At 64.5% G+C, this 24216-nt stretch carries 24 protein-coding genes; 16 read left to right on the forward strand and 8 right to left on the reverse strand.

The features are described from left to right. Positions 1–74 precede the first annotated feature (74 nt). The 5 genes from VGN93_RS01790 to VGN93_RS01810 all read left to right on the forward strand — a co-directional run bounded on the left by VGN93_RS01790 (position 75) and on the right by VGN93_RS01810 (position 4969). A complete protein-coding gene (locus tag VGN93_RS01790; protein WP_327506103.1) occupies positions 75–1511 on the forward strand; it encodes an FAD-linked oxidase C-terminal domain-containing protein in 1437 nt (478 codons plus the stop codon). Beyond that, positions 1508–2722, forward strand: coding sequence for an FAD-binding protein (locus VGN93_RS01795; RefSeq protein WP_327506104.1), 1215 nt, complete (start codon positions 1508–1510; stop codon positions 2720–2722). The genes VGN93_RS01790 and VGN93_RS01795 overlap by 4 nt, the downstream gene beginning before the upstream one ends. 2 nt (positions 2723–2724) lie before the next feature. Then, a complete protein-coding gene (locus tag VGN93_RS01800; protein ID WP_327506105.1) occupies positions 2725–3144 on the forward strand; it encodes a hypothetical protein in 420 nt (139 codons plus the stop codon). A gap of 11 nt (positions 3145–3155) precedes the next feature. After that, complete coding sequence (gene glcF, locus VGN93_RS01805) at positions 3156–4454, forward strand: glycolate oxidase subunit GlcF (protein ID WP_327506106.1); 1299 nt, start codon at positions 3156–3158, stop codon at positions 4452–4454. A gap of 74 nt (positions 4455–4528) precedes the next feature. Further along, the gene (locus VGN93_RS01810) at positions 4529–4969 is read left to right on the forward strand and encodes a hypothetical protein (protein ID WP_327506107.1); all 441 of its coding nucleotides are present in this window, start codon (positions 4529–4531) and stop codon (positions 4967–4969) included. Positions 4970–5023: 54 nt separating this feature from the next. Here the strand turns inward: VGN93_RS01810 and VGN93_RS01815 are convergent, their stop codons facing one another. Both VGN93_RS01815 and VGN93_RS01820 read right to left on the reverse strand, forming a co-directional pair. Next, on the reverse strand, positions 5024–5734 hold the full coding sequence (locus VGN93_RS01815) for a L,D-transpeptidase (protein ID WP_319310354.1): 711 nt from the start codon (positions 5732–5734) through the stop codon (positions 5024–5026). A 199-nt stretch (positions 5735–5933) separates the two neighbouring features. Continuing rightward, positions 5934–6674, reverse strand: a complete 741-nt coding sequence (locus VGN93_RS01820; RefSeq protein WP_327506108.1) for a L,D-transpeptidase — start codon at positions 6672–6674, stop codon at positions 5934–5936. A gap of 220 nt (positions 6675–6894) precedes the next feature. Here VGN93_RS01820 and VGN93_RS01825 point away from each other — a divergent pair, with 220 nt between their 5' ends. After that, positions 6895–7524 (forward strand): DNA-3-methyladenine glycosylase I, encoded by a 630-nt coding sequence (locus tag VGN93_RS01825; RefSeq protein ID WP_327506109.1) that lies wholly within the window; start codon positions 6895–6897, stop codon positions 7522–7524. Positions 7525–7683: 159 nt separating this feature from the next. Continuing rightward, on the forward strand, positions 7684–7905 hold the full coding sequence (locus tag VGN93_RS01830) for a hypothetical protein (RefSeq protein WP_319310360.1): 222 nt from the start codon (positions 7684–7686) through the stop codon (positions 7903–7905). A 50-nt stretch (positions 7906–7955) separates the two neighbouring features. Here VGN93_RS01830 and copM read toward each other — a convergent pair whose 3' ends face one another. From copM to VGN93_RS01845, 3 genes are all read right to left on the reverse strand, one after another. Further along, positions 7956–8336, reverse strand: coding sequence for a CopM family metallochaperone (gene copM / locus VGN93_RS01835; RefSeq protein ID WP_327506110.1), 381 nt, complete (start codon positions 8334–8336; stop codon positions 7956–7958). A 69-nt stretch (positions 8337–8405) separates the two neighbouring features. Next, the gene (locus tag VGN93_RS01840) at positions 8406–8717 is read right to left on the reverse strand and encodes a hypothetical protein (RefSeq protein WP_327506111.1); all 312 of its coding nucleotides are present in this window, start codon (positions 8715–8717) and stop codon (positions 8406–8408) included. Between the two features lie 48 nt (positions 8718–8765). Then, the gene (locus VGN93_RS01845; protein WP_327506112.1) at positions 8766–9188 is read right to left on the reverse strand and encodes a hypothetical protein; all 423 of its coding nucleotides are present in this window, start codon (positions 9186–9188) and stop codon (positions 8766–8768) included. A gap of 267 nt (positions 9189–9455) precedes the next feature. Here VGN93_RS01845 and VGN93_RS01850 point away from each other — a divergent pair, with 267 nt between their 5' ends. The 7 genes from VGN93_RS01850 to VGN93_RS01880 all read left to right on the forward strand — a co-directional run bounded on the left by VGN93_RS01850 (position 9456) and on the right by VGN93_RS01880 (position 18977). Further along, positions 9456–10091, forward strand: a complete 636-nt coding sequence (locus tag VGN93_RS01850) for a helix-turn-helix transcriptional regulator (protein ID WP_319310366.1) — start codon at positions 9456–9458, stop codon at positions 10089–10091. An 85-nt stretch (positions 10092–10176) separates the two neighbouring features. Then, positions 10177–11691, forward strand: a complete 1515-nt coding sequence (gene hisS / locus VGN93_RS01855) for a histidine--tRNA ligase (protein WP_327506113.1) — start codon at positions 10177–10179, stop codon at positions 11689–11691. 187 nt (positions 11692–11878) lie between these two features. Continuing rightward, positions 11879–13012: an ATP phosphoribosyltransferase regulatory subunit gene (locus VGN93_RS01860; RefSeq protein WP_327506114.1), complete on the forward strand. Its 1134-nt coding sequence runs from the start codon at positions 11879–11881 to the stop codon at positions 13010–13012. Continuing rightward, a complete protein-coding gene (gene hisG / locus VGN93_RS01865; RefSeq protein WP_319310372.1) occupies positions 13009–13704 on the forward strand; it encodes an ATP phosphoribosyltransferase in 696 nt (231 codons plus the stop codon). Before VGN93_RS01860 ends, hisG begins: the two co-directional genes overlap by 4 nt. 267 nt (positions 13705–13971) lie before the next feature. After that, on the forward strand, positions 13972–14679 hold the full coding sequence (locus VGN93_RS01870) for a glutathione binding-like protein (protein ID WP_319310373.1): 708 nt from the start codon (positions 13972–13974) through the stop codon (positions 14677–14679). Positions 14680–14773: 94 nt separating this feature from the next. Then, on the forward strand, positions 14774–15991 hold the full coding sequence (locus VGN93_RS01875) for an NAD(P)/FAD-dependent oxidoreductase (protein WP_327506115.1): 1218 nt from the start codon (positions 14774–14776) through the stop codon (positions 15989–15991). Between the two features lie 187 nt (positions 15992–16178). Continuing rightward, complete coding sequence (locus VGN93_RS01880; protein WP_327506116.1) at positions 16179–18977, forward strand: bifunctional diguanylate cyclase/phosphodiesterase; 2799 nt, start codon at positions 16179–16181, stop codon at positions 18975–18977. A gap of 6 nt (positions 18978–18983) precedes the next feature. On the opposite strand, the gene VGN93_RS01885 is transcribed toward VGN93_RS01880, so the two are convergent. The 3 genes from VGN93_RS01885 to groES all read right to left on the reverse strand — a co-directional run bounded on the left by VGN93_RS01885 (position 18984) and on the right by groES (position 21933). Further along, entirely contained in the window at positions 18984–19430 is a 447-nt protein-coding gene (locus VGN93_RS01885; RefSeq protein WP_319310379.1) for a hypothetical protein, read from the reverse strand. 512 nt (positions 19431–19942) lie between these two features. Next, complete coding sequence (gene groL / locus VGN93_RS01890) at positions 19943–21583, reverse strand: chaperonin GroEL (protein ID WP_327506117.1); 1641 nt, start codon at positions 21581–21583, stop codon at positions 19943–19945. 53 nt (positions 21584–21636) lie between these two features. Continuing rightward, positions 21637–21933: a co-chaperone GroES gene (gene groES, locus VGN93_RS01895; RefSeq protein WP_256118493.1), complete on the reverse strand. Its 297-nt coding sequence runs from the start codon at positions 21931–21933 to the stop codon at positions 21637–21639. 318 nt (positions 21934–22251) lie between these two features. On the opposite strand from groES, the gene VGN93_RS01900 reads away from it, so the two are divergent. After that, positions 22252–23100, forward strand: a complete 849-nt coding sequence (locus VGN93_RS01900; protein ID WP_327506119.1) for a TIGR01459 family HAD-type hydrolase — start codon at positions 22252–22254, stop codon at positions 23098–23100. Between the two features lie 14 nt (positions 23101–23114). After that, positions 23115–24095 (forward strand): bifunctional riboflavin kinase/FAD synthetase, encoded by a 981-nt coding sequence (locus tag VGN93_RS01905; protein ID WP_327506120.1) that lies wholly within the window; start codon positions 23115–23117, stop codon positions 24093–24095. The last annotated feature ends 121 nt before the right edge of the window (positions 24096–24216 follow it).

Raw genomic sequence — 24216 nt, forward strand, 5'->3', positions numbered from 1 at the left:
AATGCTTAGCATTTGCGCCTTGCAATAGGAAGTGGTAAAGAAAACAGACCACTTGACGCGAAGGGGGGTGACGCATGGATCAGATCGGGTTTCTGGAGCCGCGGCCGGCGGTGATCGCCCGCCGCCGGGAGATCGTCGCCGATCTGCTCGATCTGCTGCCGCCGGGCTGCCTCGTGCATGAGCCGCGCGAGCTCGTGCCCTTCGAGACGGATGCCTTCGTTTCCTATCGCCGCCTGCCGCTCGCCGTTGCGCTCCCGGAAACGACGGCGCAGGTCGCCGCCGTGCTGAAATATTGTAACCGCTACGGCGTGCCCGTCGTGCCGCGCGGTGCGGGCACCTCGCTCTCCGGCGGCGCGATCCCGCAGGAGGATGCCGTCGTCATCGGCCTTTCCAAGATGTCGCGTATTCTGGAGGTCGATTACGCCAACCGCACGGCGACCGTGCAGGCCGGCGTCACCAATCTCAACATTTCCGACGCCGTCTCCGCCGACGGTTATTTCTACGCGCCCGATCCGAGTTCGCAGCTCGCCTGCACGATCGGCGGCAATATCGGCATGAATTCCGGCGGTGCGCACTGTCTGAAATACGGCGTCACCACCAACAACCTGCTGGGCGTGAAACTCGTGCTGATCGACGGCACGATCGTCGATCTCGGCGGCAAGGGGCTGGATGCCGGCGGGTTGGATCTCATCGGTCTCGTCTGCGGCGGCGAGGGCCAGCTCGGCATCGTCACCGAGGCGACGGTGCGGCTGATCGCCAAGCCCGAGGGCGCGCGCCCCGTGCTTTTCGGCTTCGACACGTCGGAGGAGGCGGGCGCCTGCGTCGCCGACGTCATCGGCGCCGGCATCATCCCCGTCGCCATCGAATTCATGGACAAGCCGGCGATCGAGATCTGCGAAGCCTTCGCGCATGCCGGCTATCCGATGGATGTCGAGGCGCTCCTGATCGTCGAGGTCGAGGGCTCCGAGGCGGAGATGGACGCGATGCTCGCCAGCATCATCGAGATCGCCGGCCGCCACGGCGTGAAGGTCGTCAAGGAAAGCCAGTCGGCGACGGAAGCGGCGCTGATCTGGAAGGGCCGCAAATCCGCCTTCGGCGCCACCGGCCGCATCGCCGACTATATCTGCATGGACGGCACCGTACCGCTCGGGCAATTGCCGCATGTGCTGCGCGGCACGGCGGAGATCGTCGCGAAATACGGGTTGCGCGTCGCCAATGTCTTCCACGCCGGTGACGGCAACATGCATCCGCTGATCCTGTTCAACGCCAACGACCCGGAGGATGCCGCGCGCGCCGAAGCCGCCGGCAACGATATCCTGCGGCTCTGCGTCGATGCCGGCGGGTGTCTCACGGGAGAACATGGTGTGGGCATCGAGAAACGCGACCTGATGCGCCATCAATATGCCGAAGTCGACCTCGACCAGCAGATGGCCGTGCGCGCCGCCTTCGATGCGCAATGGCTGCTCAACCCGTCAAAAGTCTTCCCGCTCGAAGGGCGCCCCGCCGCATGACGCCGATCCACGAACCGCTCTCCGAAGAGGCCGCCGCCCGCCTCGTCCAGGTCGCCGCCCTGTCGCGGTCGTCGCTTGCCATCCGTGGCGGCGGCACGCGGGGCCTCAACGCTGCACCCGATGGCGCCGACATCCTCTCGACCCGCGGCCTCACCGGCATCGTCGCCTATAACCCGGCCGAGATGACCATGACCGCCCGCGCCGGCACGCCGCTGGAAGTGGTTGAGGCGGCGCTCACCGAAAACCGCCAGATGCTCGCCTTCGAGCCCTGCGACCTGCGCGGTGCGCTCGGCTCCTCCGGCATCCCCACCATCGGCGGCGTCTTCGCCACCAATGCTTCCGGCCCGCGCCGTTTCGTGGCCGGTGCCGCGCGCGACAGCCTGCTCGGCGTGCGCTTCGTCAACGGCAAGGGCGAGGTGGTGAAGGCCGGCGGCCGGGTGATGAAGAACGTCACCGGCCTCGACCTCGCAAAGGTGCTCGCCGGCTCGCACGGCTCGCTGGCGCTGATGACGGAAGTCACTTTCCGCGTCCTGCCGGTGCCGGAAACCGCCGTCACCATCGTTGTCTCGAACCTCAACGATGCCGAAGCCGTCGCGGCCATGGCGACCGCCATGTCGATGTCGGTGGAAGTTTCGGGTGCTGCCCACCTGCCGGAAAGCGTGCGCGGCCGTTTCGCCGGCGGCGTCCTGCCGGATGGGGCGGCAACCGTGCTGCGCCTAGAAGGCCTCGCCGCCTCCGTCGCCGTGCGCGCGGAAAAGCTTGCCGCCGCCATGGCGAGCTTCGGCTCCGTCGCGCGCCTCGATGCCGACCTCACCGCCCGCCTCTGGCGCGAAATCCGCGACGCCGCGCCCTATGCCGATGGCACGCCGCGCCCGCTCTGGCGCGTCTCCGTCGCCCCCACCGCCGGCCACCAGCTGGTCGCAGCACTCCGTCTCGAAACCGGCGTCGATGCCTATTACGACTGGCAGGGAGGTCTCGTCTGGCTGCGCATGGAAGCTGACCCCGAGGCCGCGCTGCTGCGCCGCTACGTCAAGGCCATCGGCGGCGGACATGCGACGCTGCTGCGCGCGCGGCCGGAGGTGATGGCCGCGACGGAAACCTTCGAGCCGCAGGCCGATGCGGTTGCCGCGCTTTCGGCACGTGTGAAGGCGAGCTTTGATCCGGCTGGCCTCTACGTCTCTCCTTTGATCGACCGCAAACAGGGAGCATGACCATGGGACGGCTGGCAGGCGATTCGATTGCGCGGCAGCAGAGGCGGACATGGAAGGAGCGCGTCAGGCAGGCGCGCGAGGACAAGGCCGCTTGGGGAAGCCTGCCGGCTGCGCCGCTCGCCGTGCTCGGCGCGGCGCGGCGCCAGATGGCGCTGCTCTGGTGGCTGTGCGGCGACACCGGCCCCTCGGCGACCGTCGGCGCGCGAGGGATGCCGCCTTTGACGCCGGATATGCGCGTCCTGATCAGGAAGGGCTACCTCAAGCTGGCGCGCCACGGCAGCTACATGCCCGCCAATCCCCTGCGGCGCGACAACGTGCTGACGATCACGCCGGCCGGACAACAGGCGCTGGCGGCGGCTCATGTCACCGAAGCCGAGAAGAACTACATCATCGCAGCCCGCAAAAACGGCATGCTGCGCTAGGGAGTATCGACGTGCAGACCAATTTCACAGCCGAGCAGCTGGCCGACCCGCATGTCGCGACGTCTGAGAAGATCCTCCGCAAATGCGTGCATTGCGGCTTCTGCACCGCCACCTGTCCCACCTATGTGACGCTCGGCAACGAACTCGACAGCCCGCGCGGCCGCATCTACCTCATCAAGGACATGCTGGAAAACGGCCGCCCGGCGGATGCGGAGGTGGTGACCCATATCGACCGCTGCCTCTCGTGCCTGGCCTGCGCCACCACCTGTCCCTCCGGTGTCGACTACATGCATCTCGTCGATCACGCGCGCGTGCATATCGAGGAGACCTACAAGCGCCCGTTCTGGAACCGCCTGACGCGCAGCGTGCTCGCCGCCGTGCTGCCCTATCCGGGCCGTTTCCGCCTGGCGTTGAAGGCCGCCGCGCTCGGCCGGCCTTTCGCGGGCCTCCTCAAGCGCGTCAAGGTGCTGGAACCCTTCGGCGCCATGCTGGAACTGGCACCACGCACCCTGCCAAAAGCCTCCGACAGCGCCAAGCCCGGTACGCATCCAGCCACTGGCCCGCGCCGTGGCCGGGTGGCGATCCTGTCGGGCTGCGCCCAGCCGGTGCTGAAGCCGGAAATCAACGAGGCGACGATCCGCCTGCTCACCCGCCTCGGCTTCGAGGTCGTGGCACCGGCGGGCGAAGTCTGCTGCGGCTCGCTCGTCCACCATATGGGCCGCGAGGCGCAGGCGCTGGAGGCCGCCCGGCGCAATGTCGATATCTGGCTCGGCGAGGTCGAGAAGGGCGGGCTCGACGCCATCATCATCACCGCGTCCGGCTGCGGCACGACGATCAAGGACTACGGTTTCATGCTGCGCCTCGACCCCGCCTATGCGGACAAGGCGGCGCGCGTCTCGGCGCTTGCCAAGGACGTCACGGAATATCTGTCGACCCTCGACCTTCCGCAGCAGGAGGCGCGGGGGCTGACCGTCGCCTATCATTCCGCCTGCTCCATGCAGCACGGCCAGAAGATCACCATGGCGCCGAAGACGCTGCTGAAGAAGGCGGGCTTTGTCGTGCGCGATCCGGCGGAGGGGCACCTGTGCTGCGGTTCGGCCGGCACCTACAATATCCTCCAGTCGGAAATCTCCGCCAAGCTGAAGGCGCGCAAGGTAAAGAACATCGAGGCGACGAAGCCCGACCTCATCGCCACCGGCAATATCGGCTGCATCACGCAGATCGCGACGGGCACGCAGATCCCCATCCTGCACACGGTGGAATTGCTCGACTGGGCCTATGGCGGGAAGAAGCCGGCTATGCTTTCCTGATCCTGTCACGCGCGAAACAGCCAATCGTCCGGCAAATGGTTAGAACAGCGCGTGCAAACCGTCCGGAGATCGCCATGCGCCGCTTCCTGCTTTCGTTCGCCGCCCTTGCGGCCCTGTCCTCGCCCGCCTTCGCCACCGGCGGCTTCAGCTGTTCGGTGAAGGACAAGAACCTGACGCTCGATGCCGAAGCCGGCTTCAGCTACAGCATCGGCGGCGGCCTCCTGAATTTCCGCGGCGCTTTCGAACTGCCGAAGAAACTTGCGCCGAAGGGGCTGGAGCGTGTGACGCTCACCCCGTCGCATCTGGCGCACGACTGGCTCTACGATGGTGAACTTCGCCTTCTCCTCCACGCGGAAACCGAAGGCGACCTGCCGTTCGGCTCGGTCGATATCATCGTCAGGACGACGATGACGGATGACGAGACCACCTATGACGGCGATTACAAGCTGATCCTCAACCGGGCGGACGCCGACAGCGTCGAGCGCACCGGCAAGGTCTCCTGCTCGGTCGGGTAAAACGACGATGCCGGCGCGAGGCCGGCATCGAGACGTTCAATCGGGGTGGCGAGATCAGCCGCCGAAGCCGAACAGGTTGCCGAAGAAATCGACGCCGCGGTCGTTGTAGCTCACGCTGCCCTGGCGGTTGCCGGGGCCGACGACGACGACCTTGGTGCCGATGTCGGCGCGGGCATAGAGATGCTCCACGTCCTTGTTCATCATGCGGATACAGCCGGACGACATGTTCTGGCCGATCGTCCAGGGCTGGTTCGTGCCGTGGATGCGGAAGATCGTGTCGCGGCCGCCCTTGAAGAGATAGAGCGCGCGCGCACCGAGCGGGTTGTCTTCGCCGCCGGCCTGGGTGACGGGCAGGATGCGGCCTTTCTTGGCCTCGCGGCGGCGCATTTCGGCCGGCGGGGTCCAGCTCGGCCATTCGGCCTTGCGACCGACCTTCACCACGCCCGACCAGCCGAAACCGTCGCGCCCGACGCCGATGCCGTAGCGCGTCGCCTTGTTGTTGCCCTCTACATAGTAGAGGAACTTGTTGTTGGTATCGACGATCACGGTGCCGCGCGGCTGATCGGTGACGAAGCGCACCTTGGTGCGCTTGAATTTCGCCGCGACCTGCTTCTTGCTCTGGTACTGCTGTACGAGCGTGATGTTCGACGTGGTCTCGACCTGGCCGCCCTGACGGGCAGCGGGGAAGGCGCCCGCCGAGGTGGCCGGCATGATCGCCGTGGCCGCGACGGCGGCCGCCAGCAAGATCGATGCGTATTTCCGCATGGTGTATTCCCTCTCAATCCTTAATTCCCAAAGGCTAGCCGAGTCCTGAACGATTTCAAGTCGGCCTATGCGCAGTAAGACGATTGTGAAGGCGGATTTCTTCGGGTTGTTGCACGAAGTGCTGCCATAAAAGCAAAGATCTCCGGCCGCAGGGCGACCGGAGATGCTCGATCGGCGTCTGTCTTTACGGCGGCTCGCTTCAGATCACGATGACCTTGGTGCCGACATTCACGCGCTCGTAGAGGTCGACGACGTCCTCGTTGCGCATGCGGATGCAGCCGGAGGACACCGCGTAGCCGATCGTCCAGGGCGCATTGGTGCCGTGGATGCGGTAGAGCGTCGAGCCGAGATACATGGCGCGCGAGCCGAGCGGGTTTTCCGGGCCGCCCTCCATGAAGGCCGGCAGGTAATGGCCCTTTTCCGCCTCGCGGGCGACCATCTCCTTCGGCGGCGTCCAGCTCGGCCATTCGGCCTTGCGGGTGATCTTGTGGGCGCCGGCCCATTCGAAGCCCGGCTTGCCGACGCCGACGCCATAGCGCCGCGCCTTGCCGTCGCCCATCACGAGATAGAGGAAGCGGTTGTTGGTATCGATGACGATGGTGCCCGCCTTGTGCTCGCTCTCGTAGGAGACGACCTGCGGCAGGTACATCGGGTCGAGTTTCGAGCGGACCGGGTTTTTCGCCTGCGTCGTCACCGAAGCCTGCTCGACGCGGGCGGCGCCATCGCGGCGGATGACGCGGCGCTGCTGCACCTTCTGGCGCTGGAGGATACGGCGCGTGTTGACGGCGGGCTGCACGCCCTCGCCGGTAAGCTGCATCACCCAGGGCGCGGTGAGATCGGGGCTGATGACGATCGGCGGGCGGCTCATGTACCGGTCATTCGCCTGCGCCACCGTCGTGGTGCACAAAAGGGTCGCTGCAAGAAGGGTTCGTATCAACATCGGACGTACTCGCTACTGATCGTCGCCGGGATGCGCCGCCACGATTGAAGGATGCGGCGCCGGTTCGGGAAGAATGCTTGCACTGTCCGATGAAGCGAATGGTAAACGGCCGTTCATTCGATATGCACGATGCCGATAAAGCTTTGAGTAGGGTTATTGCCGGCTTTCCAAATGTGGTTGATGAGTGGTAAACCGGAACAAAAAGGCAACGGAGACGGCGATGACGGCACGGGGACTTGTGGAAGGCGACGACGGGCGCGTGCGTTGTGCGTGGCATGGCAATCTGGAGGACTATCGCCGCTACCATGATGGCGAATGGGGCCATCCGGTCGTCAGCGACCTGCGCCTCTTCGAGAAGATCTGCCTCGAAGGCTTTCAGTCGGGCCTGTCCTGGCTCACCATCCTGCGCAAGCGCGAGGCCTTCCGCGCCGCGTTCGCCGGCTTCGATTTCGACAAGGTTGCGGCGTTCGGCGAGGAGGATATCGCCCGGTGCCTCGCCGACACCGGCATCGTGCGCCATTGCGGCAAGATCGTCTCGACGATCAACAATGCGCGGCGCGCCCAGGCGCTGCGCGACGAGTTCGGCACGCTTGCCCGCTATTTCTGGAGTTTCGAGCCGGGGCCGGACGAACGCCCCGCGCTGGTGGACTGGGAGACGATCGCCGCCAATCCGACGACGCCGACCTCCGTGCGCCTGTCGAAGGACCTGAAGAAGCGCGGCTGGACCTTCGTCGGCCCCACAACCGTCTATGCCTTCATGCAGGCCATGGGCCTCGTCAACGATCATATCGAGGGATGTTTCTGCCGCGCTGAAGTCGAAGCCGAGAGAAAACACCTTGAAAGGCCATAATTCGGGTATTGCGGTCACAAATATATCTTTGATTCTACAACGAATCATGTAGCTTGATATCAAGCGGCACAATCATACATAGGTAGTTCTGGGGTCAACGGGCGCGGGCGTATTCGCGGCGTGCCGCTTTGTGCTGAATGATTTGGCATGAGGGGACACATGACGCCAAACGCACCTGCATTCGACGAATCTCCACTTGAAGTCTGGGCCTGCGACAAGGCTCAGGAGATCATGCTCCGGGAAGGTTTTCGCCTCATCCGGTCGGCCCGCAACGGCAGCAACACCGAAATTCGCGAAACGAGCCTCCTGATGGCCCGTGTCATCGCGGCCTCGCTGGTCGAGGCCTCGGCCGCACACCGGTCGCAGTCGGCCGGCGAATAGGCTTGCCGAAGGCCCGCCGGGCAGCCGGCGGGCCTCCTGGTCTTCTTTGTTTACTGGGCGTTCTGCGCCAGCCATTCCTGCATCATCTTGATCTCGCCTTCCTGGGCGGTGATGATGTCTTCGGCGACCTTGCGCATCCCGTCATCCTTGCCATATTCCAGCTCGATCTTCGCCATGTCGATGGCGCCCTGATGATGGGCGATCATGCCGCGCACGAAGTCCACATCGGCATTGCCGGTGAACTCGATGTCCATTCCCGCATGCATTTTCGCATTGGCCTCGACGAAGGCCTTGCTGGGCGCACTCTGGTCGCCCTTGGGGCCGCTCATCGTCATGGCCTGATGGGCGGAGTGGTCGGCCTCCTGGGCGAAAGCGGGCAGGGTGAAGGCGAGCGCCAGCGCTGCGCCGAAAAACAGGGTTTTTGCGTTCATTGTCTTTTCCAGTTCTGAAAACGGTTGATGGCCGGGCGCCGGGCGCCCGGTTGTTCAGTCAAGCGTCGGTCAGGACCGGGGAGGCGGATCGAGCGGGGGAAGGGCGAGGCCGGCAAGCTGCGGCGTGGCGGCCGAGACGCGGGCGGAAATGTCGAGCGCGCGGTTCATCGGCTCCAGCCGCGCGGCCTCGATCGCGAAACAGGCCGAACAGGCAAGCGGATGGGCGGCGGGTTTCGCCTTGCCGTGCTCGCTGCCGCCGTCCTCTCCGGCCATCTGGTGCATGGCATGCATGCCGGCCGTTTGCCCGGCACTCAGCGTCGCCGCGATCACCGGCACCCAGCCGGAAAGAATGGCGCCCAGAATGGCGAAGACGAAGAGCATCTGTCTCATACCCCGAGAGATAGGCGCTCGAAGCGGAAAAGAAAAGGGTCAGTTCAGCCAGCCGCGCCGATCCCGCAGCGTCTCCATGCACACCCGGGCGATGGCGAAGGTGCCGTGGATCGTGCCGTCGGAACCGTCGACCGTCTCCGACTGGCCGAAACAGAAGACCGGCCGGTGCAGCCGCGGCCCCGGCCGGATGGTCGTGGAGAAGCTGAAGGTGGTGGAGGCGGTTGCCGCATCCTCCAGTGCCTGAAGCACCTTCTGCCAGTCGGCCGGGTCGTAGAGATGGATGAGGTCCATGATGCCGCAGGGCTTGCAGGGCGTGCCATGCAGGCTTGCCGCCTGCGGCCCCAGCCAGACGAGGCCGGTCGCCAGTTCCGCGCTCCATTCCTCGCAGACGAAAAGATTTTCCAACTCGCGGGGGTCGATGCCGATGAACTGCGCGACGGAGGCAAGACGGTTGGATGTCATTGTCGATTTCAATGCCATTCGGTGGTGTCCGAGAGCGTTAGACCCACACCCTGCCCGGCACGGTCGCGGCGCATGATTATCAGCCATTTTCGGCTGTCGCCAATCGGTAAAAGTACGGGTTTACGTTCCCGCTGATCCAAGTACAGCTATCCGAAGTTAGCTGAGCTCAAAGGTAGCCGACATCGGGGGCGGCCGAAAGCGAGGCGACTGGTCGTTTATTCGACCATAGGGCGTGGAATTGAATTTCATCATTCCTCAGGGTTGAATTTGTCCCATTTCGTCCTCACCACCGGCCACGACCTCGTCGACCAGCTCCGGGCCTATCGCCTCAAGGTCGGGCTGACCCAGGACGACATCGCCTGGAAACTCGGCTTTTCCCCCACCACCGTCTCGCGCTGGGAGCGCGGCATTGCAGCACCCGACCTGCGCGCGACCGGCGCAATCGTCGATTTCCTGCGCCGCGCCGATGCGCAGACCGAACGGCGCCTCCTGAAGGCGATCCTGGCGGCGCGCGACAGCCGCAACCTCTGGGAAGGCCGCGACATCCGCTATCTCGGCGGTTCGCAGCAGGAATATCGCGAGAGCCCGGAAATGCCTGGCCTCGTCGGCACCGGCATCCGCGGCTATCTCACCGGCCACTATCGCGATTGCCTGGAGGACCGCGCGCTGGTCGCCAGCCTCTATGCCCGCGAGATCGCCAGCATCGAGATCTACGGCGGCACCGCGCTCTCCACGACGTCGATCCCCGACGGCACCGTGCAGATGAAGCGGCTCACCTTCCAGTCGGAGATGCGCGGCATCATCCGCGGCGATACCCATTCGGTGCTCATTCCGGCCACCGAAGCCCCGACGGCCTCCGCCGTCATCGTGCACAGCTGGGATACGCTGCTGCGCCGGCCTTGACCTTGGCCGTGATCTCGCCCTTGCCGCTGCCCGTCCAATCCGCTAGGGAAACCGCAACGGAAATACAGGAATTTCGGGTATCCCGATGAGCGAAAAGCAGAAAAAACCGCAGAAGCTGAAAGCCCGCCTGCCGCGCGGCTTCGTCGATCGTGATGCCGCGGATATCCGCGCCGTGGGCGAGATGACCGCGAAGATCCGCGCGGTCTACGAGCATTACGGCTTCGATCCGGTGGAAACGCCGCTTTTCGAATATACCGACGCGCTCGGAAAGTTCCTGCCGGACAGCGACCGCCCGAACGAGGGCGTCTTCTCGCTGCAGGACGACGACGAGCAGTGGATGTCGCTGCGCTACGACCTGACGGCGCCGCTCGCCCGCCATGTCGCGGAAAACTTCAACGAGATCCAGCTTCCCTACCGCACCTACCGCGCCGGCTACGTCTTCCGCAACGAGAAGCCCGGCCCGGGCCGCTTCCGCCAGTTCATGCAGTTCGACGCCGATACGGTCGGCGCTGCCGGCGTGCAGGCGGATGCCGAAATGTGCATGATGATGGCCGACACGATGGAAGCCCTCGGCATCGCCCGCGGCGACTACGTCATCCGGGTGAACAACCGCAAGGTTCTGGATGGTGTGCTGGAGGCCATCGGCCTCGGCGGCGAGGACAAGGCGGGCGCCCGCCTCAACGTGCTGCGCGCGATCGACAAGCTCGACAAGTTTGGCCCCGAGGGTGTGGAACTGCTGCTGGGCGCAGGCCGCAAGGACGAGTCCGGCGACTTTACCAAGGGTGCCGGCCTTGATGCGGAGCAGATTGAAAAGGTTCTCTTCTTCGTCGGCATCAAGGACTATGCCGAAAGCGCCGATGACCTCGCAAAACTCGTCGAGGGCAGCACCCGCGGCGGCGAGGGCGTCGAGGAGTTGAACCAGATCGGCCACCTGATCACGTCGGCCGGCTACGGCCCGGACCGTATCAAGATTGACCCCTCCGTGGTGCGCGGTCTTGAATACTACACCGGCCCCGTCTTCGAAGCCGAGTTGCAGTTCTCCGTCACCAACGAAAAAGGCGAAAAGGTCGTCTTCGGGTCGGTCGGCGGCGGTGGTCGTTATGATGGCCTCGTTTCCCGCTTCATGGGCCAGCCGGTGCCGGCGACGGGTTTCTCCATCGGCGTCTCGCGCCTGATGACGGCGCTGAAGAACCTCGGCAAGCTCGGCCAGAATGAAGTGGTCGCTCCCGTGCTCGTCACCGTCATGGACGGCGATATCGACAGCATGGGCCGCTACCAGCGTTTCACGCAGGAACTGCGCGCCGCTGGCATCCGCGCCGAAATGTACCAGGGCAACTGGAAGAAGTTCGGCAACCAGCTGAAATATGCCGACCGCCGCGGCGCGCCCGTCGCGATCATCCAGGGCGGCGACGAGCGTGCCGAAGGCCTCGTGCAGATCAAGGACCTGATCGAAGGCAAGCGCCTGTCCGGCGAGATCGAGGACAACACCTCCTGGCGCGAGGCCCGCGTCGCGCAGGTCTCCGTGCCGGAGAGCGAACTGGTGGCAAGGGTCCGCGAGATTCTTGCGGCGCAGGCCGAAGACCGGGCACGGGCTGGCTGACGGCGATGGGCGTTTTTCTGCCGCACCCCCCGCTGTCCTGCCGGACATCTCCCCCTCAATGGGGGAGATTGGATGGAGCACCGCTTTGCCCATCATGGACGGCGCGATCTGGGCAATGGTCCTGCGTCTTGTCGATCTCCCCCCTTGAGGGGGAGATGTCCGGCAGGACAGAGGGGGGTAAAGTCTCATGCCCCTGATCAACCTCCCGGCTTTCGCGCCCGACCTCATCGCCGATCTGGAAAAGCTCGGCACGGAGCGCGTCGATACGCCGGTCATCCAGCCGGCCGAACCCTTCCTCGACATGGCGGGCGAGGATCTGCGGCGGCGCATCTTCATGACGGAGAGCGAGACGGGCAAGAGTCTGTGCCTGCGCCCCGAATTCACCATTCCCGTCTGCCTCCGCCACATCGAGACCGCGACCGGCACGCCGAAGCGCTACGCCTATCTCGGTGAAGTCTTCCGCCAGCGCCGCGAGGGCTCGAACGAGTTCTACCAGGCCGGCATCGAAGACCTCGGCGAACAGGATGTCGCCCGCGCCGACGCGCGCGCCGTCTGCGATGCGCTTTCCGTCCTGAACAACCGCCTGCCGGGCGTCGGCCTTTCGGTCGTGCTCGGCGACCAGTCGGTGTTCGAGGCGGTCGTCGCCGCCTGCGGCCTGCCGGTGGGCTGGCAGAAGCGGCTGGTGCACGCCTTCGGTAACCAGGCGCAATTGCAGAAGCTGATGGCCGATCTGTCCGACCCGGCCCCCTCCGGCGTCTTCGGCCCGGAGGTCGAGCGCCTCGCCATTCTGGGAAAACTCGACGACGAGGCGACGCTGGTCGCCCATATCGACCAGACCATGGAAGCGACCGGCTATTCCACCAATGCCAGCCGCAGCCCCGCCGATATCGCCAGGCGCCTGCGCGAAAAAATGGAGCTCGCCAACACCCGGCTCGACGACCGCACGCTGGCGCTGCTGCGCGAATTCCTGGCCCTCGAACTCAGCCTTGCGGAAGCCCCCCAGGCGCTCGCCGCCTTCGCGCAAAAGGCCGGCCTTTCGCTCGGCGAGGCACTCGCCCGCTTCGAAAGCCGCGTGGCAGCCCTGCGCGATATCGGCGTCGATCCGACGACGATCACCTATCGCGCCGCCTTCGGGCGCCCGCTCGATTATTACACCGGCCTCGTCTTCGAGATCACGCCGGACGGTGACGCGCTGGTGCTCGCCGGCGGCGGCCGTTTCGACCGGCTGCTGACGCTGCTCGGCGCGAGGGAACGCATTCCGGCGGTCGGCTTCTCGCTCTGGCTCGACCGGATCGCGAGCGTGAAGGGAGCCGCCGCATGACCATCACCATCGGCCTGCCCTCCAAGGGCCGTATGAAGGAGGATTCCTCCGCCGTGCTCGCCCGCGCCGGCTTTTCCGTCGTCGCCGTCGGCAACGACCGCTCCTATCGCGGCCGCGTCGAAGGGCGCGACGATATCGAAATCGCCTTTCTGTCGGCCTCCGAAATCTCCCGCGAGATCGCCAACGGCACCGTCGATTTCGGGGTGACCGGCGAGGATCTCGTGCGCGAGGGACTGGCGGAGGCGGATGCCCGCGTCGAATTCTGCGCCCGCCTCGGCTTCGGCCATGCGGATGTCGTGGTCGCCGTGCCGGAAATCTGGCTCGACGTCGATACCATGGCCGATCTCGGCGACGTCGCCGCCGATTTCCGCGCCCGCCACCGCCGCAGGCTCACCATCGCCACGAAATACTGGCGGCTGACCCAGCAGTTCTTCTCCGGCAACCACGGCATCCAGCTCTACCGCATCGTCGAAAGCCTCGGCGCCACGGAAGGCGCCCCCGCCTCCGGTTCGGCCGACATCATCGTCGATATTACCTCGACGGGTTCGACGCTTCACGCCAACCACCTGAAGATCCTTTCGGACGGCGTGATCCTGAAGTCCGAAGCCTGCCTGGTGCGCGCCCGCAAGCCGGAGCATGAGGGTGACACGGTGGTGGCGGAAATCATCGAGGCGGTGCGCAAGGCGCTGTGAGGGGGCAGAATTGCCCCTCATCCGGCCTGCCGGCCACCTTCTGTCCGCAAGCGGGGAGAAGGAACCGGGCCGAAGCGCTTTGCCGGAACGCACGGTTGAATTGGAACGAAGCCGATGCAGCATCCCCCTTCGCCCCGCTTGCGGGGAGAAGGTCGCGGCAGCGGGATGAGGGGCGACCACTTGCTCCAACGGGAAAATTCCAGCGCTCCACCCTGACATCGCCCGACAGCCTGCCTATCTATGAACTCCCATCGCAAGGAGTCCTCCATGGCAGATCTGTCGTCCTTCCCCATCACCAAGAAGTGGCCCGCCAAGAACCCCGATATCATCCAGCTTTATTCGCTGCCGACGCCGAATGGCGTGAAGGTGTCGATCGCGCTGGAAGAACTCGGCCTCGCCTATGAGCCGCACCGCATCGAGTTCGGGCCGGAGGGCGTGAAGTCGCCGGAATTCATCTCGCTCAATCCCAATGGCCGCATCCCGGCGATCATCGATCCGGACGGCCCGGGCGGCAAGCCGATCGGCCTTTTCGAATCGGGCGCGATCCTGGTCTATCTTGCGGAAAAGACGGGAAAACTGATCCCCGCCGATCCGGCGCTGCGCTATGAGACGCTCTCCTGGGTGATGTTCCAGATGAGCGGCGTCGGGCCGATGTTCGGCCAGTTCGGCCATTTCTACAAATTCGCCGCCGACAAGGTCGCCAACAATTCCTATCCGACGGAGCGCTACCGGGACGAATCGAAGCGCCTGCTTTCGGTGCTCGAAGACCGCCTCAAGGATCGCCCGTGGATCATGGGCGACGAATACACCATCGCCGACATCACGACCTATCCGTGGATCCGCGGCGCGGACATCTTCTATGGCGGCCGCGAGGCGCTCGACTATGCGAGCTTCCCGGCCGTCGTGGACTGGGTTGAACGCGCGTCCGCCCGCCCGGCGGCGCGGAAGGGCTTCGATATTCCCGCAAAAGTCTGACGCAAACGAAAAATCCGGCGGCGCGGCGATGAGTTGACGCCGCCGGTCCCGGCGCGCTACCTCTCGTTAAAACCAAGACGGGGACGGAAACATCGTGACGGGAAGACTGGTTGTTGTGGGCGGCGGTCAGGCCGCATTTGCCCTCGTTGCCAAATTGCGCGCGCTCAAGGACGAGCGGCCGATCACGATCATCGCCGCCGAGGCGAGCCACCCCTACCAACGACCGCCGCTCTCGAAAAAATACCTGCTCGGCGAGGCCGATCTCGAACGCCTGAAGTTCCGCCCGGAAAGCTGGTATCCGGACAACAATGTCGAAATCCGCCTGTCGACCGAGGTCACCGCCATCGACCGCACGGCCAGGACCGTGACGCTCAGCGACGGCTCGGCGTTGCACTACGCCTGTCTGGCGCTTGCCACCGGCGCCACCCCGCGCCGCTTGCCGGCAGAGATCGGCGGCGACCTCGACGGCGTGTTCACGGTGCGCGACTACCGCGATGCCGACCGCCTCGGCGCCGAAATGCAGGAAGGCCGCCGCGCGCTCGTCGTCGGCGGCGGTTATATCGGCCTGGAGGCTGCGGCCGTTGCGCGGGGTCGGGGGCTGCACGTCACGGTCATCGAGATGGCCGACCGCATCCTCGCCCGCGTCGCCTCGCCGGCGACCGCTACCATCCTCAAGGCGATCCACACGGCGCGCGGCGTCGACGTGCGCGAAAAGACCGGCCTCGTCCGCCTGTTGGGCGAAAACGGCCGCGTCACCGGCGCGGAACTCTCCGACGGCTTCGTGCTGCCCGTCGACGTGGTGATCGCCGGCATCGGCGTTGCGGCAAATGACGGGCTCGCCCGTGATGCCGGCCTCGAAGTCACCAATGGCATCGTCGTCGATACCCATGCCCGCACCTCCGACCCAGCGATCTTCGCCATGGGCGATTGCGCCGTGCTGCCCTTCGAGGGCAATCGCGTGCGGCTCGAATCCGTACAGAACGCCGTGGACCAGGCCGAGGCCGTCGCCGCCGTCATCGCCGGCGGCGATGCGCCCTATGTGCCGCGGCCGTGGTTCTGGTCCGACCAGTATGACGTGAAGTTGCAGATCGCCGGCTTCTGCATGGGTTTCGACGAGACGTTCGTGCGCCCCGGCCAGCGCGAGGGCAGCGTCTCCGTCTGGTATTTTCGCGAGGGCCGGCTGATTGCGGTCGATGCGGTTAACGATGCCAAGGCCTATGTGGTGGGCAAGAAGCTGATCGAAATGGGCCGTACGCCCGAACGGGCGGCGCTGGAAGACCCGGCGACGGACCTCAAGGCCTTGACGCTGTGAGCGCGCATACAGCCCGAAAGTTGAGCCGGATTTTCGTTGCTGAATGAAACAGTTGTGCTGTTTTGACTTTTGTTAAGCATGAACTGATGTGAAATATAGTGGTTCGGCATTAAGCTTTCTGAATTCACGCATTTTTTAAGGTTCTCCGGCTGAGTGGGGCCACTTCGCTCTCACCCCGGTGTCCCTGATGCTCCGTATTCTGACCTGCATTGCCGTCGAGCACGACCTCCGTCTCGTCCTGCTCGCGGCATTGATATGTTTCCTGTCCTGCTATGTGGCGGTCTCGCTGACGCAGAGGGCGCAGGTCTCGAAGGGCAGGGCGCGCATCCTCTGGCTGAGTGCTGCCGGCGCGTCGAGCGGTTTCGGCATCTGGGCCACCCATTTCATTGCCATGCTGGCCTACGATCCCGGCGTCGTCATGGGTTTCGCCATGGAGCCGACGCTGCTGTCGCTCGCCGTCGCCATCGTCGTCACGGCGATCGGGCTTGCGGTGGCGAGCTACATTCCGGGTCGCGGCGCGGTCGTGGCGGGCGGCCTGCTGCTCGGCGCGGGCATAACCTCCATGCACTATATCGGCATGTCGGCGCTGGAGCTGCCGGGCCGTATCCTCTGGGACAAGAGCTATGTGGCGGCTTCCGTCGTCTGCGCCGGCCTCTTCGGTGCGCTGGCGCTCGACGTCTGCATGCGCCCGTGGCTCGGTGCGCGGGGCCGGGCAATTGCCACCATGCTGATGGCGCTCGGCGTCGTCTCGCTGCATTTCACCGCGATGACGGCGGTGACGATCGAGCCGGGCCTGATGCCCGTCAGCGACGACACGCTGATCTCCGCCAGCCTGATGGTGCCCTTGATCGCCGTCGTCGCCTTCTCGCTGCTCTTCGGCGGCTTGACGGCGGCCGTCTTCGCGCGGCAGTCGGAGCTTGCCGCCAGCGAAAGCACGCGCCGGTTCGCCATGCTCGTCCAGGGCGTCAAGGATTACGCCATCTACATGCTCGATCCGGAAGGCCGCGTCGCCAACTGGAACGAGGGCGCCGAGCGCAACAAGGGCTACAAGGCGCACGAGATCGTCGGCCGGCATTTCTCGCAGTTCTCTAGCGAGGAGGACCGCGCAGCCGGCCTGCCCGAGCGCGCGCTCCGCATTGCGCGCGAGGAGGGTAAACACGAGAGCGAGGGCTGGCGCTACAAGAAGAACGGCGATCGCTTCTGGGCGAATGTCATGATCGATGCCATCTACGATACGAGCGGCGTGCTCGTCGGCTATGCCAAGATCACCAAGGACGTGACGAAGGAAAAGGCCGATGCCGACCGCCTCGCCGCGGTGACGAAGAACCTCGACCTCGCGCTGGAAAACATGTCGCAAGGCCTCTGCCTGTTCGACAAGGACGAGCGGCTGCTCATCGCCAACAAGCGCTACAGCGAGATCTTCGGTTTTCCGGAAGGCCGCATCACGCCCGGCATGACGCTGCGCGAAATCGTCGACGAGGGCGTCATGCACCTGTTTGCCGATCCGGAAGTCCGCAAGCAGAAGGCCCGCGACGTCTATGCGCGCCGCCGCGCCGCGATCCTCGCCAATGACGGCGGCGCGATCGTCGAGAAGCTGCCGAGCGGCACCTCGGTGCAACTGCGCTATCGCACGCTGCCGGATGGCGCCTGGGTCGCGACCTACGAGGATATTTCCGAGCGCCTGCGCTCCGAGGAGCAGATTTCCTTCCTCGCCCGCCATGACAGCCTGACCGGTCTGCCGAACCGCTCGAACTTCAACAGCCGCCTCGAAGCAGACCTCGATTTTGCGCGCCGCTCCGGCGGCAAGGTCGCGGCGATCGGCATCGACCTCGACAAGTTCAAGGAAATCAACGATACGCGCGGCCACGCGGCCGGCGACGAAGTGCTGATGACGCTGTCGAAGCGCATGCAGGCCTGCCTGGAGGCCGACGAGACGGTCGCCCGCTTCGGCGGCGACGAGTTTGCCGCCGCCAAGCGTTTCGAGGACGTGGCTGAACTCACCGACTTCATCCAGCGGCTGGAAACCTGCCTCAACGCGGAAATCCGCATCGATGGCTACGATATCAAGCCGGGCGCCAGCCTCGGCGTCGCGATCTATCCGCAGGATGCCGACACGGTCGAGGCGCTCATCAACAATGCCGACCTTGCCATGTACCGCGCCAAGGACGCCTTGACCCAGACGGTCTGCTTCTACGAGGTCTCGATGGACGAGGCCGCCCGCAGCCGCCGCCTCATCGCCAACGACCTCTGGCAGGCCGTGGAGCGCAACGAACTGCAACTGCACTATCAGGTCCAGAAGGCCGTCACCTCCGGCGATACGATCGGCTACGAGGTGCTCTTGCGCTGGCACCATCCGCTGCGCGGCACCATCCCGCCGTCGGAATTCATCCCGATCGCCGAGGAATGCGGCGCCATCCTGCCGATCGGCGAATGGGTGCTGCGCGAGGCCTGCCGCGAGGCCGCGACCTGGGACAACGACCACAAGATCGCCGTCAACCTGTCGCCGATCCAGCTCGGCAACGCCGACGTCGCGGACCTCGTGCACCGGGTGCTCCTGGAAACGGGTCTCAACGCCCGCCGTCTGGAGCTTGAAATCACCGAATCGACCATCATCGCCGACAAGGAGCGGGCGCTCCAGACGCTGCGCCGCATCAAGGCCTTCGGCGTCACCATCGCCATCGACGATTTCGGCACCGGTTATTCGTCGCTGGAAACGCTGCGCGCCTTCCCCTTCGACAAGATCAAGCTCGACCGCAGCTTCATGAGCGAGGTGGAGGCAAGCCCGCAGGCCAAGGCCATCATCCGCGCCATCCTGGCGCTCGGCCAGACGTTGCGCGTGCCGGTCTTGGCAGAAGGCGTGGAAACGAGCGCCCAGCTCGCCATCCTGCTCGACGAAGGCTGCGACGAAGCGCAGGGCTATTTCCTCGGTCGCCCGATGCCGGTGGAAAACATCCGCACCGGCAATGAGGCCAGCAAGGCCGCCTGAGGCGGCCTATTGCCGCTTGAAACGGCGGCCGGCGAGGTCGATCTGGAAGCGGGGGAAGATGAAGACGCCGATGATGGTGCCGGCATATTTCTCCTCGAGACCCGTCGATTCGCCGACGCAGAACACCGGCTGGCGCGGCGCGCCGTCGAGATGGATCGTCGTCGAAAAGCAGAAGGACGACGAGGAGGAGGCCGCCTGCTCGAAGAGCTCGAGCACGCGCGTGCGGTCGAGCGGCTCGTAGCAGCGGATGAGGTTCAGCAGCCCGCAGGCGCGCTGCGGCAGGCCATGGGCCTGCGTCGCCTTGTCGCCAAGCGTGAAAAGGCCATTGGAAAGATCGCCGGTCCAGCGCTCCGTCACGCAATATTGCGTCAGCAGTTCGTTGTCCGTCTCATCGAACCCCATCGAGCCCGGAAGAAAGGGCGACGAGAGATCAGTCTTGATTATCTTGAACACCTACGACCTCAGGCAGTTGCTCGAATTTGGCCGACATGTCGCGCCCCGTTTCGGGCACGCGACACGCTAAAAGAGAGCGCCGGCGAGAACCGTTGAAGTTCGCCGAACCACTTTCCCATGTACTGAACTTCGTCCGGATCCACCTGTATGTATCGGGTCGGACGTACGCGCAAAAACCGCCGCTGACCCCTCTTTCAAGTCTTCCGGCAGTTCTATCGATATTTCAGGGACGACTGGCCGCGCGGTCGTTCGACATGCTTCTGTCGAAAACCAGCACCTGAACCCCGGGTGAATCTTACAGTCCACTTGGGGCGTCTTTATAATTGGTTTTTTGATGCCAGCAACGGCTTTTTGAGAATTATTGTACAAATGGAAAAATTCTTTTCACGGAAACGATACAGTCCGGTCAACCTCTTTGAAATGCGCCGCTTTGCCGGAAAAACAAAAAGGGCGGCCCGAAGACCGCCCTTTCCGAACTGAACCGGATGGCTCAGATATAAGACCCGAAGGTCTTACATCATGTCCATTCCACCCATGCCGCCCATGCCGCCAGGCATGCCGCCCGGTGCATCCTTCTTCGGCAGTTCGGCGATCATGGCTTCCGTCGTGATCAGCAGCGAAGCAACCGAAGCCGCGTTCTGCAGAGCCGTGCGGACAACCTTGACCGGGTCGACGATGCCGAGTGCGATCAGGTCGCCGTATTCGCCGGTCTGGGCGTTGTAGCCGTAGTTGTCTTCGTTCTTCTCGAGGATCTTGCCCACGACGATCGAAGCTTCGTCACCGGCGTTCTCGGCGATCTGGCGAACCAGCGACTGAAGCGCCTTGCGAACGATGTTGATGCCGGCTTCCTGGTCGTCGTTTTCACCCTTGGAGGTGATCTTGACGGAGGAGCGCAGCAGGGCAACGCCGCCGCCCGGTACGATGCCTTCCTGAACGGCAGCGCGCGTCGCGTTGAGGGCGTCGTCGATGCGGTCCTTCTTTTCCTTGACTTCGACTTCCGTCGAGCCGCCGACGCGGATCACGGCAACGCCGCCAGCGAGCTTGGCAAGACGTTCCTGCAGCTTCTCGCGGTCGTAGTCGGAGGTGGTTTCCTCGATCTGGGCCTTGATCTGCGCGACGCGGCCTTCGATTTCAGCCTTCTGGCCGGCACCGTCGACGATCGTCGTGTTTTCCTTGGAGATCGAAACCTTCTTCGAACGGCCGAGCATGTCGAGCGTGACGTTTTCGAGCTTGATGCCGAGGTCTTCGGAGATGACCGTGCCGCCCGTCAGGATGGCGATGTCTTCCAGCATGGCCTTGCGGCGGTCGCCGAAGCCCGGAGCCTTGACGGCAGCGATCTTGAGGCCGCCACGCAGCTTGTTGACGACGAGGGTCGCAAGCGCTTCGCCTTCGACGTCTTCAGCGATGATGACCAGCGGCTTGCCGGTCTGGACGACGGCTTCGAGAACCGGCAGCATCGCCTGGAGGTTCGAGAGCTTCTTCTCGTGCAGGAGAATGAACGCGTCTTCGAGGTCGGCGACCATCTTTTCCGGGTTGGTCACGAAGTAGGGCGACAGGTAGCCGCGGTCGAACTGCATGCCTTCGACGACTTCGAGTTCGGTTTCGGCGGTCTTGGCTTCTTCAACCGTGATGACGCCTTCGTTGCCGACCTTCTGCATGGCTTCGGCAATGTCGAGACCGACCTGCTTGTCGCCGTTTGCGGAGATCGTGCCGACCTGGGCGACTTCTTCCGAGGTGTTGATCTTCTTGGCCTTGGCCTGGAGATCCTTGACGACTTCGGCAACGGCGAGATCGATGCCGCGCTTCAGGTCCATCGGGTTCATGCCGGCGGCAACGGCCTTGTGGCCTTCGCGAACGATCGCCTGGGCCAGAACGGTTGCGGTCGTCGTGCCGTCGCCGGCGATGTCGTTGGTCTTGGACGCGACTTCGCGAACGAGCTGGGCGCCCATGTTCTCGAACTTGTCTTCCAGTTCGATTTCCTTGGCGACGGAAACGCCGTCCTTGGTGATGCGCGGAGCGCCGAAGGACTTGTCGATGACGACGTTACGACCCTTCGGGCCGAGCGTTACCTTGACTGCGTCTGCGAGAACGTCGACGCCACGCAGCATCTTTTCGCGCGCGGTGCGGCCGAATTTGACTTCTTTGGCTGCCATTGTGAGAACTCCTGAAGAGATATCAGCTGAATTGGAAAAGGATTACCGGCTAATCAGCCGATGATGCCCATGATGTCGGCTTCCTTCATGATCAGAAGGTCTTCGCCGTCGAGCTTGACTTCGGTGCCCGACCACTTGCCGAACAGAACGCGGTCGCCGGCCTTGACGTCCAGCGGAACGACCTTGCCGGAATCGTCACGGGCGCCCGAGCCGACGGCGACGATTTCGCCTTCCTGCGGCTTTTCCTTGGCGGTGTCCGGAATGATGATGCCGCCCTTGGTCTTGGCTTCGGATTCGACGCGACGTACGACGACGCGATCGTGAAGCGGGCGGAAGGTGGTGCTTGCCATTGTCTTATCCCTCGATCGAATGACATTGCGGATCCCGATGTGGACCCGATGGATGGATGTTAGCACTCACCGTTTAGGAGTGCTAGCGAGCCGGAGATAGGCGCCGGGGCTTTTCGAGTCAAGGATGACGTTCGGAAATTATTTTGCCCCGAATGGTTACCGCAGCCGGCAGATGGGAGCGAATTCGCATGCCATCAAGTCAGGACCATGAATTTCCGGCAGTTTGCCTGTTGATGGGGCAAAATTGTGTGGAGAGGCTTGTTTTCTTGGCCTCGCTTTGCAATGTCAGCCGGGCTCGATTTCGAACAGGACTACCTGATGGCTGAACGCATCCAATCCTTCCGCGACATCGCTTCGCACTATGACGTCGTGCTCTGCGACGTCTGGGGCGTCCTGCACAACGGCGTCGAAGCCTTCTCCTATGCCTCGGAAGCGCTTGCCGCCGCGCGCGCCGCCGGCCTTACCGTCGTGCTCATCACCAATTCGCCGCGCCCGCATCCGGGCGTCAAGGTGCAGATCCGCGGCCTCGGCGTCGCCGACGATTCCTATGATCGCATCGTCACCTCCGGCGACGTCACCCGCGCGCTGATCGCCGAAGGACCGAAGAAGGTCTATTTCATCGGCGCCGAAAAGGACCTGCCGCTGCTCGACGGCCTCGGCGTCGAGACCGTCGGCCTGGACGAGGCCGGCATCGTGGTCTGCGCGGGCCTGCGCAGCGACGAGACGGAAACCGTCGATGACTATCGCGAGGAGCTGGAAAGGCTCGCCGCGAAAAAGCTGCCCTTCATCTGCGCCAATCCCGACCTCGTCGTCGAGCGCGGCCACCGGCTCATCCCATGTGCCGGCGCGCTGGCGAAATTCTATGAGGACCTCGGCTGCACGACGCTGATCGCCGGCAAGCCGCATCGGCCGATCTACGAGAAGTCGATCGCCGAGGCGAAGGACGTGCGCGGCGACTTCGACCTGTCGCGCGTCATCGCTATCGGCGACGGCATGCCGACGGACGTGCGCGGCGCGGAAGCCTTCGGCCTCGATGTGCTCTATATTTCCGGCGGCATCCATGCGCAGGAATATGTCGAAGCGGGCCGCACCGACGAGGCGAAGCTCGCGGCTTTCCTGACGCGCGAAGGTTCCCACCCGAAATGGTGGATGCCCCGGCTGCAGTGACGGAGACGGTCGTCATGACGGTATTTCACAGGAACGAGACGAAACAGCCGCTGCCGGAACACCTGCGCGGCGGCGTCATCGCCATCGGCAATTTCGACGGCGTGCACCGCGGCCACCAGGCCGTGCTGCAACGCGCCCTCGACCTTGCGAACGACCGCGGCATTCCCGCATTGGTGCTGACCTTCGAGCCGCATCCCCGCACGGTCTTTCGGCCCGAGCGCCCGGTCTTCCGCCTGACGCCGGCGCCGCTGAAGGCCCGTATCCTCGAAGGCATGGGTTTTGCCGCCGTCATCGAATACCCGTTCGACCGCGGCTTTTCCGAAATGTCGGCGCATGATTTCACCCGCTCGGTGCTGCTGGACTGGCTGCATGGCTCCGAGGTCGTCACCGGTTTCGATTTCCACTTCGGCAAGGGCAGGGAAGGCGGCCCGGCCTTCCTGATGGCCGCCGGCCAGGACAACGGTTTCGGCGTGACGCTGGTCGATGCCTTTCGTGACGAGAACGGCTCGGTCATCTCGTCGAGCTTCACCCGTGCCCTGCTCGGCGAGGGCGCCGTCGTGGAGGCGGCCGGGCAGCTCGGCTACCGCTATACGGTCGAGGCGGAGGTCATCGACGGCAAGAAGCTCGGCCGCACGCTCGGCTATCCCACAGCCAACATGCAGCTCCCCCCGGAAGTGGAACTGCGCAACGGCATCTATGCCGTGCGCTTCCGCCGCCCCGACGGCAGCCTGCATGATGGTGTGGCCAGCTACGGCCGCCGCCCGACGGTCACGTCGAATGGCGCGCCGCTGCTCGAAACCTTCCTCTTCGATTTCTCCGGCGATCTCTACGGCGAAGTCTCCGCCGTCTCCTTCTTCGGCCACCTGCGCGACGAGCTGAAATTCGACGGCCTCGACCCGCTCGTCATCCAGATGAAGCGCGACGAGGAGGAGGCGCGGGCGTTGCTGTCCGGCGTCACGCCGCTTGGCTTGATCGACCAGCGTCTCTGTTTTTGAAGGCGAACGGCGCTTTTAGAGCCGGCAATTTGTTGACAAACCTCGCCTCACTCTCCCCGTCATCCTCGGGCTAGACCCGAGGATCCATTCTTTTCAACGGCTTATGGATCCTCGGGTCAAG

It is taken from the genome of Shinella sp. (genome assembly GCF_035998705.1).
Taxonomy (GTDB): domain Bacteria; phylum Pseudomonadota; class Alphaproteobacteria; order Rhizobiales; family Rhizobiaceae; genus Shinella.

Bases quoted from the DNA above. Each gene is read 5' to 3' on its own strand.
- VGN93_RS01790 (WP_327506103.1), top strand. From the start codon at position 75: ATGGATCAGATCGGGTTTCTGGAGCCGCGGCCGGCGGTGATCGCCCGC.
- VGN93_RS01795 (WP_327506104.1), top strand. From the start codon at position 1,508: ATGACGCCGATCCACGAACCGCTCTCCGAAGAGGCCGCCGCCCGCCTC.
- VGN93_RS01800 (WP_327506105.1), top strand. From the start codon at position 2,725: ATGGGACGGCTGGCAGGCGATTCGATTGCGCGGCAGCAGAGGCGGACA.
- VGN93_RS01810 (WP_327506107.1), top strand. From the start codon at position 4,529: ATGCGCCGCTTCCTGCTTTCGTTCGCCGCCCTTGCGGCCCTGTCCTCG.
- VGN93_RS01815 (WP_319310354.1), bottom strand. From the start codon at position 5,734: ATGCGGAAATACGCATCGATCTTGCTGGCGGCCGCCGTCGCGGCCACG.
- VGN93_RS01820 (WP_327506108.1), bottom strand. From the start codon at position 6,674: ATGTTGATACGAACCCTTCTTGCAGCGACCCTTTTGTGCACCACGACG.
- VGN93_RS01825 (WP_327506109.1), top strand. From the start codon at position 6,895: ATGACGGCACGGGGACTTGTGGAAGGCGACGACGGGCGCGTGCGTTGT.
- VGN93_RS01830 (WP_319310360.1), top strand. From the start codon at position 7,684: ATGACGCCAAACGCACCTGCATTCGACGAATCTCCACTTGAAGTCTGG.
- copM (WP_327506110.1), bottom strand. From the start codon at position 8,336: ATGAACGCAAAAACCCTGTTTTTCGGCGCAGCGCTGGCGCTCGCCTTC.
- VGN93_RS01840 (WP_327506111.1), bottom strand. From the start codon at position 8,717: ATGCTCTTCGTCTTCGCCATTCTGGGCGCCATTCTTTCCGGCTGGGTG.
- VGN93_RS01845 (WP_327506112.1), bottom strand. From the start codon at position 9,188: ATGACATCCAACCGTCTTGCCTCCGTCGCGCAGTTCATCGGCATCGAC.
- hisS (WP_327506113.1), top strand. From the start codon at position 10,177: ATGAGCGAAAAGCAGAAAAAACCGCAGAAGCTGAAAGCCCGCCTGCCG.
- VGN93_RS01860 (WP_327506114.1), top strand. From the start codon at position 11,879: ATGCCCCTGATCAACCTCCCGGCTTTCGCGCCCGACCTCATCGCCGAT.
- hisG (WP_319310372.1), top strand. From the start codon at position 13,009: ATGACCATCACCATCGGCCTGCCCTCCAAGGGCCGTATGAAGGAGGAT.
- VGN93_RS01870 (WP_319310373.1), top strand. From the start codon at position 13,972: ATGGCAGATCTGTCGTCCTTCCCCATCACCAAGAAGTGGCCCGCCAAG.
- VGN93_RS01880 (WP_327506116.1), top strand. From the start codon at position 16,179: ATGCTCCGTATTCTGACCTGCATTGCCGTCGAGCACGACCTCCGTCTC.
- groL (WP_327506117.1), bottom strand. From the start codon at position 21,583: ATGGCAGCCAAAGAAGTCAAATTCGGCCGCACCGCGCGCGAAAAGATG.
- groES (WP_256118493.1), bottom strand. From the start codon at position 21,933: ATGGCAAGCACCACCTTCCGCCCGCTTCACGATCGCGTCGTCGTACGT.
- VGN93_RS01900 (WP_327506119.1), top strand. From the start codon at position 22,252: ATGGCTGAACGCATCCAATCCTTCCGCGACATCGCTTCGCACTATGAC.
- VGN93_RS01905 (WP_327506120.1), top strand. From the start codon at position 23,115: ATGACGGTATTTCACAGGAACGAGACGAAACAGCCGCTGCCGGAACAC.